The organism is Actinomadura sp. NPDC049382 (assembly GCF_040677125.1).
Lineage (GTDB): Bacteria > Actinomycetota > Actinomycetes > Streptosporangiales > Streptosporangiaceae > Spirillospora > Spirillospora geliboluensis.
Map to the genome: position 1 here is coordinate 84,172 of NZ_JBFARO010000011.1, position 12,625 is coordinate 96,796.

A 12,625-nucleotide genomic window follows, 5' to 3' on the forward strand; every position below is an offset into this window, starting at 1 on the left:
CACCCTCTCATTGGTGAGTGCACACTTGTGGTCGATCATGAGACATATATGCCTGTTTGTGTCATATGTCGGAGTCCACATGTGGCCACTCCGCCCCGCCTTCACGGCCATCCCGGAACTCCCGGCCCCGTCCGTCCGAAAACGCGGCTCGCTCCGGGAGAGCGAGCGGGGCCACACCGCTTCCGGCTTGTATTTACACAGTGGTTCTTGTAAAAAAGTGAGAAATAGGTGGTCTCAGCGCGGAAGCCTGGCGGGTGCACATGTCTCATGGAGTCGAGGTCGTTCTCGCCTGCGTCCTCGTCCTCGCCTCGGCCGTGTGGGTCGGCGGGTTCGTGGCGATCGGCGTGGTCGCGCGGGTCAGCGTCCGGACGCTCGGTCCCGGTGACCGGGTCGCGTTCTTCCGCGCGTTGGGCCGGCTTTACCTGGGTGTGGGGACCGGCGCGCTGGTGCTGGCCCTCGGCAGCGGCGCGGCCCTGGTCGCCGACCGCCCCTGGGACGGCACCCTCACCGCGACCGCCGTGCTGGCCGCCGCCCTCGTCGCCGTGCTCACCTTCGGCGTCCTTCAGGCGCGCCGGATGACCCGCCTGCGTCGCGACGCCCTGGCCCACCCGGACGACGCCTCGCTGGCGGCCCGCGTGCGCGGTGGAGCGCGCAACGCCGGGATGCTGCGCGCCTCGATCGGCCTGCTCAGCGTCGCCCTCGTCGTCCTCGGGACGGTCCTGGCGACCTAGTCCGCCCGCTCGACGGGCTGCCGGAGGACGGTCCTGAGCTTGGCGGGTGCGCTCCGGCGCGGGTCGCCGAGGTAGACCTCGTGGTGGTGCCCGGTCATGCGCAGGTTGTTGGCCGCGAGGTACTCCCCGTGAAGCTCGGCGAGGATGGGGCCCTCGTCGTCGTACGGCCCGATGTGCAGGACTTGGGCGCAGAGGCCCTCGTGCATGGGCTCGTAGCGGACGTCGGCGATGGCGGGGAGGCCCTTCTTCGCCAGGGCGGTCTGTTTGGCGTCGTCGATGAAGTCTTCGGTGATCCAGTCGGGCTGGCTGATGAGCATCCGCCATTGCCAGGCGTCCTTGTCCCGGGCGGTGAACACCTCCGGGCGGTCGGACCACCACAGCCCTTCGAGCGGTCCGACGACGAAGTCCCGGTCGAGGGTGCGCTTGCTCGCGAACTTGATCGTGTAAGCGACGGTGTAGAGCGCCTCGACGGCGCGGGCGTAGGCGGCGCTGGTGTTCGGGTCGCCGCTGCCGTCGACGGCGATGAACCGCTGCGCGGGCACGTCCACCAGAGCCCAGTCGCGGTTCCTCGGCGCGTAGCACTGCTTGAGCTCTCGCTTGATGTCATAGCGGGTCATGGCCGTCGCCTTCCTGGCGGGGGTCGTCGGCCAGTTCCGCCCGGTAGGCGGCCAGCCACTGCTGTTCGGCGGTCAGTTGGCCGAGCGTGTAGTCGAAGACGGCGCGGGCGAAGCCGGGCATCCACGGCTGGGTGTCGCGGGCCGCCGCGATCTCGGCGACCTTCTCCGCGAGGGCCGCCGCCCGCCGGTCGAGCGCGGCCCGCAGCCGCTCGGGCGGGATGACCGGCTGGTTGGCCAGGCCGACCAGGACGGGCGGGAACACCGGCCGGAGTTCGGCCACTGCCGCCTCCGCTGCCCGCGCGCACGCCCGGCGCCCTTCGGCCGTGGGCCCGTACACCCGCCGCGCCTTGCCCCGCGCCGGCCGCTCCGCGTCGATCTCGGCGATCAGCCCGCGGTCGCGCAGCCGGGTCAGCAGGTAGTAGATCGAGCTGAACCCGATCTCCGTCCACTCGCGCATGCCGCGGGTGCTGATGACCTCGTCCAGCTCGTAGCCGTGCCTCGGCTTCTCCATCAGCAGGCCGAGCAGGGTCAGCTCGGCGGGCGTCAACTCGGCGGCCATGGCTTCTATCCTAGTACTAGAATAGAAGCGCGAGCGCGGTGACCGCTCGGCCGTGCCAGGGCTCAGGCGGCGGACTGGGCCTTCAGGGGGTGGGCGCTGCCCTCCAGGAGGATCTTGGCCACCAGGGGCGGGTCGTCCGCCATGGGGACGTGGCCGCAGCCCTCCAGCCAGACGAAGCGGGCGTTCGGAAGCCGGCGCTGGGCGCGGACGGCCTGGCTGCGCAGCAGTAGGCGGTCCTTGGTGCCCCAGGCGATGGTCACGGGGACGTCCGCGCAGGAGCCGCGGAACCGGGTGGTGCGGCCGGCGCGGAGGGTGGGTTCGAAGCCCGGGGCGTCGCGCATGGCGCGGGCGTCGCCGGTGAGCGCGTCGATGTCCATCAGGTCGGGACGGCCGTAGATCATGCCGAACATGAGCGTGCGGCGGCGCGGCGAGCGGGCCAGGCGGGTGAGGAAGGTCTCCGGGACGCGGGCGCCGAGGCGCGAGGCGCGCAGCACCGACATGCCGTAGCGGAGTTCGAGGGCGTTGAAGAAGCCCGCCGGGGACAGCGCGGTGGCGGAGCTGGCGAGGCCGCGGTCGGCGGCTTCGAGCGCGAACAGGCCGCCGAGCGAGTTGCCCGCGACGTGCGGCCGGTCGAGGCCGAGCTTCGCGAAGCTCGCCGCGAGGGCGTCGATGGCGGTGTCGAGGGTGTAGGGGGTGCCGGGCGGGAGCGCCGGGGAGTCGCCGAAGCCGGGCAGGTCGACGGCGATGACGTCGCGTTCGGCGGCGAGCAGGTCCATGACGGGCGCCCAGCCCTGGCGGCGGTGCCCGATGCCGTGCAGCAGGACGAGGGGCGGGCCGTCGCCGCGGCGGTCGAAGACGATGTCCACGGCCGCAGGGTAGGCCGGAAGTTACTCAGCGGTCACTAGTGATGCTCGTCACTGCGCGCACTCGGCGGGGCGGCGGTGCTCCAGGGCCTCGCGGAGCTGGCCGCGGCCGCGGTGGATGCGGGAGCGGACGGTGCCGAGCTTCACGTTGAGGGTCGCGGCGATCTCCTCATAGGAGAGCCCCTCGATGTCGCACAGCACGACCGCCGCGCGGTACTCGGGGGCGAGGGAGTCCAGCGCCCGCTGGATGTCGGCGTCGAGGTGCCGGTCGTCGTAGGCCTGCGCGGGCGACGGCTCGCGGCCCTGCAGGCGCTCGGCGGCGTCGTCGGCGAGGGAGTCGAACCGGATGCGCTGCTTGCGCCGGGCGCGGTCGAGGAACAGGTTCGTCGTGATCCGGTGCAGCCAGCCCTCGAACGTGCCGGGGCTGTACGACGACAGCGAGCGGAACACCCGGATGAAGACGTCCTGGGTCAGGTCCTCGGCGTCGTGCCGGTTGCCGGTCAGCCGGTACGCCAGCCGGAACACCCGCGTCGAGTGCTCGCTGACGATCTCCTCCCACGTCGGCGGGGTCCACGCCATCGCGCCTGCGCTCACCACTACCCCCGTCTGATACTGAATCGTTACGGCCAAGCATGCCGGTACCCAGATAAGAGCCGTGTAAGGACCCCGCGCGTGGCCGGATCAGGCGGTGTGGGATGTGACTCATCTCATTGGACCAGACGCCAATAGGCATTGAGTTCACGCGCCGTCCACGAGCAGGATCGGGATCGGTCCCACCCCGACTCCCGCGAGGACGTGGCATGGCGCGTAGCTACAACCTGGCCGACCTGATCGAGATCCTGGCCGCCGCCGGACCGGACCGTCCGGCCCTCGTGGCGGGGACCGAGCGGCGGACGTACCGGCAGCTCAGCGAGCGTGCGAGCCGGGTCGGGCACCATCTGGAGGCGGCCGGGGTGCGGCCCGGCGAGCACGTCGCGATCCTCGCCTACAACCGGGCCGAGTGGATCGAGGCGATGCTCGGCGCGTTCAAGACCCGCGCCGTGCCGATCCCGGTGAACTACCGCTACGTGGCCGCCGAACTGCGCCACGTGCTCGCCGACTCGGACTCGGTCGCGCTCATCGGGGAGCGTTCGCTCTTGGCGAAGGTGGAGGAGATCCGCGGGGAACTGCCCGCGCTGCGGCACATCGTCGTCCTGGAGGACGGCTCGGCGGACGAGATCCCCGGCGCCGTCGAGTACGAAGAGGCGCTGGCGGCGGCCGACCCGAGCGACGACTTCCCCGAGCGCTCCAGCGACGACCGCTACATCATGTACACCGGCGGCACCACCGGCTACCCGAAGGGCGTCGAGTGGCGCTGCGAGGACATCTTCTTCGGCGCGCTCGGCGGCGGGAACGTCCTCGGCGACCCCATCGGCAGCCCCGAGGAGCTGGCCGCCAACGCCGACCAGCCGGGGATGGCCGTCCTCGACTGCGCGCCCGTCATGCACGGCGCCGGCCAGTGGGTCGCCTACATGGGGCTGTTCACCGGCGCCAAGGTCGTCCTCTACACCGACCACGCGTTCGACGCCGACAAGGCGCTGCGGCTCCTCGCCGAGGAGAAGGCGAACGTGCTGATGCTGGTCGGCGACGTCATGGCGCGGCCCGTCGCGAAGGCGCTGGCGGGCGGCGGGTACGACACGTCGTCGCTGATCGCGATCGCGTCCGGCGGCGCGCCGCTCACCGAGGGCGCCAAGCAGGCCCTCCGGGAGCACCTGCCGACCATCATGTTCCTCGACAACTACGGCGCCTCGGAGACCGGTGCCTGCGGCCCGTCCGTCGACTCCAAGGAGGGGACGGCCCGCTTCATGATGAAGCCGGGCATCACCGTCCTGGACGACGACCTGAACGTGGTCAAGCCCGGCGAGATCGGCAGGCTCGCGCGCAGCGGCCACATCCCGCTCGGCTACTACAACGACCCGGAGAAGACGGCGTCGACGTTCTTCACCGCCGCCGACGGCACCCGCTGGTCGATCCCCGGCGACTTCGCGAGCCTGGAGGAGGACGGGACGATCACCCTGCTCGGGCGCGGCTCCCTCGTGATCAACACGGGCGGGGAGAAGGTCTACCCGGAGGAGGTCGAGGTCGCGCTGAAGGACCACCCGGACGTGTACGACGCGGTCGTCGTCGGCCTGCCCGACGAGCGGTTCGGGCAGCGCGTCGCCGCCGTCGTCGCGCCCCGCCCCGGCACGACCGTCACGCTGGAGCAGCTCACCGAGCACTGCCGGGGCCGGCTCGCCGGCTACAAGCTCCCGCGCCAGATCACCCTGGTGGACGAGGTGCAGCGCACGGCCGTGGGCAAGTCCGACTACAAGTGGGCGCGCACCGTCCTCGGCTGACGGCACCGCGCCGGTAAATGCGGCCCGCGCGGTTATACCACGGCCGCGCGCGCTTTTCTCGCCGGACCGCGGTCAAAAAACAATTGATGCCGAGGGAGCGTGCCTTGAGCGCGTTCCGGCGAATAACCACGTCATGAATGGGGATCGGCCGATACCGCTCGCGCGGCGGTATCGCCTGCTCTCTGTGGTCGGCAGGGGCGGCATGGGCACCGTGTGGCGCGCCTACGACGAGATGCTCGACCGGGACGTGGCCGTCAAGGAGGTGCACCTGCCGGCGCGCATCACGCAGAGCGAGCGCAGGGTGCTGTGCCGGCGGCTGCTGCAGGAGGCGCGCGCGACGGCCGCGCTGCGGCATCCCGGTGTGATCGCCGTGCACGACCTGATCGTGGAGGACGGCCGGCCCTGGATCGTCATGGAGTTCCTGGCGGGGTGCTCGCTGAACCGGCTGGTCATCGAGGACGGCCCGCTGAGCGTGCGGCGGACGGCGCAGATCGGCGCCGCCGTGCTGTCGGTGCTGCGGGCGTCGCACGAGGCGGGCATCCTGCACCGCGACGTGAAGCCGAGCAATGTGCTGCTCTGCGACGACGGCCGCGTTCTGCTCAGCGACTTCGGGCTCGCCGTCCAAATGGACAATGGCCGGGAGCTGGCCGACACAATGCCCGCGGGCATTGAGGGATCTCCCGCTTATCTTCCGCCGGAGCGCATCGACGGGCAGTTGAGCGTGCCCGCGTCCGACCTGTGGTCGCTCGGCGCGACGCTCTACATGGCGGTCGAGGGTTTCGCCCCGTTCCTGCGCTGCCACGCCCTCGCGTCGATGATGGCGGTGATGCTGGGCGACTACGCGCGCCCGGCGCGGGCGGGCCCCCTGACCCCCGTCATCGAGGGGCTGCTGCGGCAGCGGCCGGAGGAGCGGCTGACCGCCGAGGCCACGGCGGAGCTGCTGCGGGACGTCGTCGCCGACCTCCCGGAGCCGGGCATCACGCGGGCGCCGCGCCCCGAGCGGGTGCGCGTCCCGGCCGCGCGGCGGGCCCTCCGCGGGCCGCGCGTCCCGTGGACGCTACGCAGCGGGAAGGCGCCGTGCGGTTCGCCGCGTTCCCGCCGGTGGTTCAAGACTCCGCGGTTCAAGACTCCGCGGTTCAAGACCCCGTTCAAGACCCCGTCGTTCCGGGGGCGGCGGCTCCGGCCGGGGGCGGTCGCCGGGGTCGCGGTGCTGGCCGTCCTCGCGGCGGGCACGGGCACCTGGGCGGCCCGCTGGACGTCGATCGGCAAGAGCGACGCGGTGGCGCTGCGGCCGGCGGCGGGCGTGACCGCCAAGACCGCGAAGTACCATGAGACGGGCGCCTACTCGGTGCGGGTGCCGGCGGGCTGGCAGTCCGAGCGCAGCGGCGCCGTGATGACCTGGAAGGACGCCGGGGCGGGACGGGGCCTGCGCATCTCCCCGGCACCGGGCGATCCGCTCGCGGGGCTGCGCGCCGAGGAGCACCGGGCGGTGGGGGAGCACCGCTTCCCGGGCTACCGCAGGCTGCGGCTGGAACCCGCCCCCGAGGTCGCCGCGGGCGGCGCCGAATGGGAGTTCACCTGGCGGTCGGGCACGGGCGACGGCGTCAGGCACGTGCTGTGCAGCCGGGCGGCCGGGTACGAGTTCTGCTTCTCCGCGCCCGATCCCGACTGGACGCCGGGCCAGCGGCTCTACGACCGGATCCTGGAGTCGTTCAGGCCGGAGAAGCCGAAGAAGCACCAGAAGCAGGAGAAGGCGCAGGAGCGCGACTGAGGGGTCTCCTCCGTTCCGAGTCCGGGGCGGCGGCTCAGGTGGTCTGCTGGAGGCGGAGCAGGAACTCGGCGTTGGACGAGGTGCCCTTCATCTTCTCCAGGAGCTGCTCGACGGCCTGCTGCTTCTCCAGCCCCTGCAGGGCGCGGCGCAGCCGCCAGGAGAGCGCGAGCTCCTCGGGGGACATCAGCAGCTCGTCGCGGCGCGTGCCGGACGCCTCGATGTCGACGGCGGGGAAGACGCGGCGGTCGGCGAGGCCCCGGTCGAGCTTCAGCTCCATGTTGCCGGTGCCCTTGTACTCCTCGAAGAAGACGTCGTCCATGCGGGACCCCGTCTCCACGAGCGCGGTCGCGAGGATCGTCAGCGAGCCGCCGTTCTCGATGTTGCGGGCGGCGCCGAAGAACTTCTTCGGCGGGTAGATCGCGGTCGTCGCGACACCGCCGGCGAGGATCCGGCTGCTGGAGGGCGCCGCGAGGTTGTAGGCGCGGCCGAGCCGGGTGATCGAGTCGAGCAGCATGACCACGTCGTGGCCCTGCTCGACGAGCCGCTTGGCCCGCTCGACGGCGAGCTCGGCGAGCGCGGTGTGGTCCTGCGCGGGACGGTCGAACGTCGAGTGGACGACCTCGCCGCGCACGGTCCGCTGCAGGTCGGTGACCTCTTCCGGCCGCTCGTCGATGAGCACGACCATGAGGTGCACTTCGGGGTTGTTCTGCGCGATCGCGTTCGCGACGGCCTGCAGGACCATCGTCTTGCCGACCTTCGGCGGCGACACGATGAGCCCGCGCTGGCCCTTGCCGATCGGCGCGACCAGGTCGATGACGCGGGTGGCGAGCGGGCCGGTGTCGAGGCGGAGCCGCTCGTCCGGGAACAGGGGGGTGAGCTTGCCGAACTCGGGGCGGTTCGCGGCCTCGGCCGCCGGGAGGCCGTTCACGGTCTCGACGCGGGCGAGCGAGCCGAACTTCTCCCGGCCGGACTTCGGCGCCTTCGCGGTGCCCGCGACGACGTCGCCGGGGCGCAGGTGGTGCGCCTTGACCTGGGCGAGGGAGACGTGCACGTCGTCCGGCCCGGCGAGGTAGCCGGAGGTGCGGACGAAGGCGTGCTTGTCCTGGACGGCGAGGAGGCCGTGGAACGGGACGGCGGGCCCGTCGTCGGCGGTGCGCCGCGCCTGCTGGCCGCCCTTGCGGGCGTTCTGCGCGGGCACGGTGTGCGCCTGCGACCGGCGACCGGCGGCGGTGTGCCCGGTCGCGGGTTCGGAGGTGAGGGTGGAAGTGGACATGCGGGTCCCTTCTCAGGCTCGCGCGGAGCGGTCCGCGCCGCCTGGAGTCGTTTCCCGGGTACGGCGGCGGAACCCGCGGCGCGTACGCGAGAGGAATGCGAGAGATGCAGCTCGGTTCACCGGGCTGACGTCGGCTCCCTTGTGCGGCGGTCCGGAACGCCGAGGTGCGCGCGCCGAACCGGGAGGATCACCGGGCGCTCAGATGGCCCGGGCGGGGAAGAGAGGGCCTTCGAGGCGATTCACGGAATCCGAAGGCACTGCCTTGACAGTACAGCACGCGACGCGGGTTGCGCATTCCCCGATCGCCGCCGATTTTCCTCATGAAGGTCGAGCCCCCTGTACCGGTGCGGCGGCGCCGTGCGGCGCCGCCGGCGGCCGCCCGTACGCGTCCCCCGACGGCAGAGGCGGCCAATTGCACCGTATGACTCCCCGAGCGGCCCTGAGGTTCCCGGACGGCGCTCCGGTCCGCGGCCGGGACCGGCCGCCCCGGGATCGTCCGGGCGCCGCGCGCTCCGTACGATGAGCCGGGTCGAGGCGCGACGACATCCGGGCGGGGCGTCCGGGCGAGGGAGGACCATGGCCGCCGGGCTTGACTTCGAGGTCGCCGAGGGCGTCGGGACGATCACCATCGACCGGCCGGCCAAGCGGAACGCCATGTCGGCGGACATGTGGCGGGCCCTGCCCGGCATCCTGGAGACCCTCGCGAAGGACCCGGCCGTCCGGGTCGTGGTGCTGACCGGCGCGGGCGGGAACTTCTGCGCGGGCGCCGACATCGCCGAGCTGAACGACATCCACCGCGACGACGACTCGCACCTGTCGACGGTCGCCGAGCGGGCGCTCGCCGCGTTCCCGAAGCCGACGCTGGCCGCGATCGAGGGGTACTGCGTCGGCGGCGGCTGCCAGCTCGCGGCGGCCTGCGACCTGCGCTTCGCCGCCGAGGACGCCCGGTTCGGGATCACCCCGGCCAAGCTCGGCATCGTCTACCCGGCGGGCGCGACGGCGCGGCTGGTCCGGCTCGTCGGGCCGGCCGCCGCGAAGTACCTGCTGTTCTCCGCCGACCTCGTCGGCACCGGGCACGCGCTGCGGATCGGGCTGCTGGACGAGGTCGTCCCGGCGGGCGGCCTGCGCGACCGGGTCGCCGCGTTCACCGCGACGCTCGCGTCCCGGTCGCTGCTCACCCAGCAGGCCACCAAGGACATCGTGGACGCGATCGCCGCCGCCGGGCCCGTCCGGGAGAAGACGGACCGGTGGCTGGCGGAGGTCGCGGCGAGCGGCGAGGTCGAGGAGGGCATCGCCGCGTTCCTGGAGCGCCGCGCGCCCGCGTTCACCTGGACGGCCCCTACTCGCTGAGCCCCGCCGGGGCGCCGGCGGACCAGCCCGACAGGTCGCAGAACCGGCCCTCCGGCAGCCGGTGCAGGCGCCGCGCCGCGCCGGACGGGTCGTCCAGCGGCACGGCGCCCTCGGGCCGGCGCAGCTCGGCGAGCGGCACGACCCCGCACACGAGCGCGTCCGGCGTCCGGACGATCAGGAGCGGCCCGATCTGCGCGCCGCCCCGGTCGACGCCGCGCAGCGCGCCCAGCAGGCCGCGGGCCTTGCCGGTGGTCTCCGGGCAGTCCTCGCGCAGCGCGGCGACGAGGTCGACGAAGTCGCGCTCCAGCGCGCGCGGGCTGCGCCCGGACAGGTAGTAGCGGTCGCGGTCGGTCAGCTCGACGCGCAGCCCGTACTGCTCGGCGAACCGCTCGTACGGGCCGGCCAGCGCGGGCCGCGCGCCGGGCGGGTCGGCGGTGAGCGCCCCGGCGACCAGCTCGGCGGGCTCGGCGCCGAGGGAGGCGGCCACGGCCTGGTCGAGCCGCCCGACGAGGTGCGCGCGCAGCACCGCGACCTCGGCGGCGAGCCGGTCGAGGGCGTCGCGCTGCTCGGCGGCGGCGTCGCGCTGCTGCTTCAGCCGCGCGGTGACGTCCGGCAGCAGCCGGTCGTTGATCTGCGAGATCAGCGACCGGATCCGGGTGTCGGCGGCGCCGAGCGCCTCCCGGTCGCGGTCCTGCTCGGCGGTGAGCCGGTCGAGCCGCTCCCGCTGCGAGGCGCGGAACCCCTCCAGCTCGTCCCGGGTGCCCTTGAGCGCGCGGAGCTGGGTGCGGATGTCGGCGATCTCCGGCGCGCCCGGGGAATGCCGGCGCTCGAACGCCAGATACAGCTCCCGCCCGGCGATCGCCAGGCACAGCAGGACCAGAACCACCGTCATCGCGCCCTCCCGGGGCCGTCTCGCGGAGCAGACTATGCCACCCGGTACGGCCCCGGCGGGGCGCGGAGAACGCCCCCTACTTGTTCAGATAGGCGAGGACGGCGAGGACGCGGCGGTTGTCGTCGCCGGTCACCGGCAGGTCGAGCTTGGTGAAGATGTTGGCGGTGTGCTTGGTGACGGCCCGCTCGGTGACGACGAGCCGCTCCGCGATCGCGGCGTTGGAGCGCCCCTGCGCCATCAGCTCCAGCACCTCGGTCTCGCGCGGGGTGAGCCGGCTCAGCGGGGTGTCGCGGGTGTTGGACGCGACGAGCCGGGAGATGACCTCGGGGTCCATCGCGGTGCCGCCCGCCGCGACCCGGCGGACCGCGTCCACGAACTGGGCCGCGTCGAACACCCGGTCCTTCAGCAGGTAGCCGATGGCGCCGGTGCCGTCCGCGAGCAGCTCCCGGGCGTAGAGCTGCTCGACGTACTGCGACAGCACCAGCACCGGCAGGCCCGGCACCCGGCGGCGGGCCTCCAGCGCGGCCTGCAGGCCCTCGTCGGTGAAGGACGGCGGCAGGCGCACGTCGACCACCGCCACGTCCGGGCGGTGGTCGAGCAGTGCCTTCAGGAGCGACGGGCCGTTGTCGACGGCGGCGGCGATCTCGAAGTCGTGCGTCTCCAGCAGGCTGACCAGGCCCTCCCTCAGAAGGGCGAGGTCTTCGGCGAGGACAACGCGCACGGCAGCTCCAGCGTCACGATCGTCGGGCCGCCCACGGGCGAGCTGAGGGCGAGGACGCCGTCGAATGTACCGATGCGCCGCTCGATGCCGCGCAGCCCGGTCCCGCCGTCGAGGGTGGCGCCGCCGCGCCCGTCGTCGGTGACCGTGATGCGGAGCATCCCGCCCTCGTAGCGCAGGTCGATCCAGACGCGGGACGCGCCGGCGTGCTTGGCGGCGTTGGTGAGGATCTCCGACACCGCGAAGTAGGCGGCGGACTCGACCGGCGGCTCGGCCCGTCCGGGCAGGTCGGCCTCGACCTCGACGCGCATCGGGTGGTCCAGCGCGAGCGCCTTCACCGCGTCGCCGAGGCCGCGGTCGGCGAGCACCGGCGGGTGGATGCCGCGCACCAGGTCGCGCAGCTCGTGCAGCGCCTTCGCCGACGACGCGCGGGTCTCGGCGAGCAGCAGCCGCGCCTTCTGCGGGTCCTTGTCGAGGAGGTGCTCGATGGCGCCGAGCGTCATGCCCATCGCGACGAGCCGGGCCTGCGCGCCGTCGTGCAGGTCGCGCTCGATGCGGCGCAGCTCGGCGGCGGACGCGTCCACGGCCTCCGACCGGGTCTCGGTGAGGTGCTGGACGCGCAGCGCCAGCTGCGACTTCTTCGTCGGCCCGAGGATCGTCCGGCCCCAGCGCCCGTACACGGTCATCATCTTCGGCCCGATCGCGTACCCGAGGGCGATGCAGGCGGTGGCGACGACCACGGTGGACAGGACGCGGCCGGGCTCGCGGCCGTACCCCTCGGTGATGTGGACGTAGGCGTACCAGTCGCTGCCGCCGTAGTGGCCGATCATGTCCCCGGCGAACGCGGCGAGCAGGTACCCCCAGAGCCCGTAGATGATCAGCAGGCCGGGCAGCGCCGCGGTGAACAGCGCCACGAACGGGTCGGTGACGACCCACAGGTAGTCGCGCCAGGTGGCCGGGTCGGAGATCAGCGCGATGAACCGCTTGAACATCCCGTGCAGGCCGGGCTCCTGCTCCGGCTCGGGCAGGTACGGGCGCTCGATCCGGGCGTCCGTCCACTTGTTGATGCGCTCGCGGTAGGCGTCGAGCTGGGTGCGCATGAGCATCGTCGCGGACGGGAACAGCAGCACCCCGATGAAGCTCGTGATCATCGAGATGACCGTGAGGAACCAGAGCCCGGCGAGCGTCGCCGGCACGGCCAGCATCCACAGCGCCAGTCCGCGCCAGGGCGCCCTCGCATGGCGCAGCAGTCGTGTTTCCTTCACCAATTCACCGCTCACTGGATCCTCCAAGGCTCACCTGCCATCTGGAATCCAGTCTTCTGGCGAGCACCCACGTCCACAGTGTGCCCGCACACCGAACCTGGGGTGTACCTACGTCCACCCCGGAACGCCGTTTAGAGCCATGTCCCGCCGGATGCGCGCTTCCTAGCGTCAATGGGTGTCACCCCGCAGACGACCTAACCAGGGGAACCCC

General features: G+C 72.7%; 11 protein-coding genes and 1 pseudogene. 4 read left to right on the forward strand and 8 right to left on the reverse strand.

What is annotated here, in order from left to right; all coding sequences use genetic code 11:
- Window positions 1-260 precede the first annotated feature (260 nt).
- Window positions 261-731: a hypothetical protein gene (locus AB0K34_RS10265; protein WP_138639279.1), complete on the forward strand. Its 471-nt coding sequence runs from the start codon at window positions 261-263 to the stop codon at window positions 729-731.
- Here the strand turns inward: AB0K34_RS10265 and AB0K34_RS10270 are convergent.
- From AB0K34_RS10270 to sigE, 4 genes are all read right to left on the reverse strand, one after another.
- Complete coding sequence (locus AB0K34_RS10270) at window positions 728-1,348, reverse strand: GyrI-like domain-containing protein (RefSeq protein WP_138639278.1); 621 nt, start codon at window positions 1,346-1,348, stop codon at window positions 728-730. The two genes, AB0K34_RS10265 and AB0K34_RS10270, sit on opposite strands and share 4 nt — an antisense overlap.
- Window positions 1,335-1,907, reverse strand: coding sequence for a helix-turn-helix transcriptional regulator (locus AB0K34_RS10275; protein WP_138639277.1), 573 nt, complete (start codon window positions 1,905-1,907; stop codon window positions 1,335-1,337). Before AB0K34_RS10275 ends, AB0K34_RS10270 begins: the two co-directional genes overlap by 14 nt.
- 62 nt (window positions 1,908-1,969) lie before the next feature.
- Window positions 1,970-2,773 (reverse strand): alpha/beta fold hydrolase, encoded by an 804-nt coding sequence (locus tag AB0K34_RS10280; RefSeq protein ID WP_138639276.1) that lies wholly within the window; start codon window positions 2,771-2,773, stop codon window positions 1,970-1,972.
- Window positions 2,774-2,821: 48 nt separating this feature from the next.
- Window positions 2,822-3,349 (reverse strand): RNA polymerase sigma factor SigE, encoded by a 528-nt coding sequence (gene sigE, locus AB0K34_RS10285; RefSeq protein WP_138639281.1) that lies wholly within the window; start codon window positions 3,347-3,349, stop codon window positions 2,822-2,824.
- Between the two features lie 221 nt (window positions 3,350-3,570).
- On the opposite strand from sigE, the gene AB0K34_RS10290 reads away from it, so the two are divergent.
- Window positions 3,571-5,145, forward strand: a complete 1,575-nt coding sequence (locus AB0K34_RS10290) for an acyl-CoA synthetase (protein WP_138639275.1) — start codon at window positions 3,571-3,573, stop codon at window positions 5,143-5,145.
- A 133-nt stretch (window positions 5,146-5,278) separates the two neighbouring features.
- Window positions 5,279-6,916: a serine/threonine-protein kinase gene (locus tag AB0K34_RS10295; RefSeq protein WP_138639274.1), complete on the forward strand. Its 1,638-nt coding sequence runs from the start codon at window positions 5,279-5,281 to the stop codon at window positions 6,914-6,916.
- Between the two features lie 34 nt (window positions 6,917-6,950).
- On the opposite strand, the pseudogene rho reads toward AB0K34_RS10295, so the two are convergent.
- Window positions 6,951-8,048 (reverse strand): annotated as a pseudogene (rho, locus tag AB0K34_RS10300) (transcription termination factor Rho); the annotation flags it as partial.
- Between the two features lie 717 nt (window positions 8,049-8,765).
- Between rho and AB0K34_RS10305 the strand changes: the two are divergent.
- Window positions 8,766-9,539, forward strand: a complete 774-nt coding sequence (locus AB0K34_RS10305; protein WP_301174489.1) for an enoyl-CoA hydratase-related protein — start codon at window positions 8,766-8,768, stop codon at window positions 9,537-9,539.
- Here AB0K34_RS10305 and AB0K34_RS10310 read toward each other — a convergent pair.
- The 3 genes from AB0K34_RS10310 to AB0K34_RS10320 all read right to left on the reverse strand — a co-directional run bounded on the left by AB0K34_RS10310 (window position 9,529) and on the right by AB0K34_RS10320 (window position 12,414).
- Window positions 9,529-10,431 (reverse strand): hypothetical protein, encoded by a 903-nt coding sequence (locus AB0K34_RS10310; RefSeq protein ID WP_301174490.1) that lies wholly within the window; start codon window positions 10,429-10,431, stop codon window positions 9,529-9,531. The genes AB0K34_RS10305 and AB0K34_RS10310 overlap by 11 nt on opposite strands.
- Window positions 10,432-10,507: 76 nt before the next feature.
- Window positions 10,508-11,152, reverse strand: a complete 645-nt coding sequence (locus tag AB0K34_RS10315; RefSeq protein ID WP_089328396.1) for a response regulator transcription factor — start codon at window positions 11,150-11,152, stop codon at window positions 10,508-10,510.
- Complete coding sequence (locus AB0K34_RS10320; protein ID WP_364547237.1) at window positions 11,116-12,414, reverse strand: sensor histidine kinase; 1,299 nt, start codon at window positions 12,412-12,414, stop codon at window positions 11,116-11,118. Before AB0K34_RS10320 ends, AB0K34_RS10315 begins: the two co-directional genes overlap by 37 nt.
- Between the last annotated feature and the right edge of the window lie 211 nt (window positions 12,415-12,625).

Bases quoted from the DNA above. Each gene is read 5' to 3' on its own strand.
- AB0K34_RS10265 (WP_138639279.1), top strand. From the start codon at position 261: ATGTCTCATGGAGTCGAGGTCGTTCTCGCCTGCGTCCTCGTCCTCGCC.
- AB0K34_RS10270 (WP_138639278.1), bottom strand. From the start codon at position 1,348: ATGACCCGCTATGACATCAAGCGAGAGCTCAAGCAGTGCTACGCGCCG.
- AB0K34_RS10275 (WP_138639277.1), bottom strand. From the start codon at position 1,907: ATGGCCGCCGAGTTGACGCCCGCCGAGCTGACCCTGCTCGGCCTGCTG.
- sigE (WP_138639281.1), bottom strand. From the start codon at position 3,349: ATGGCGTGGACCCCGCCGACGTGGGAGGAGATCGTCAGCGAGCACTCG.
- AB0K34_RS10290 (WP_138639275.1), top strand. From the start codon at position 3,571: ATGGCGCGTAGCTACAACCTGGCCGACCTGATCGAGATCCTGGCCGCC.
- AB0K34_RS10295 (WP_138639274.1), top strand. From the start codon at position 5,279: ATGAATGGGGATCGGCCGATACCGCTCGCGCGGCGGTATCGCCTGCTC.
- AB0K34_RS10305 (WP_301174489.1), top strand. From the start codon at position 8,766: ATGGCCGCCGGGCTTGACTTCGAGGTCGCCGAGGGCGTCGGGACGATC.
- AB0K34_RS10310 (WP_301174490.1), bottom strand. From the start codon at position 10,431: ATGACGGTGGTTCTGGTCCTGCTGTGCCTGGCGATCGCCGGGCGGGAG.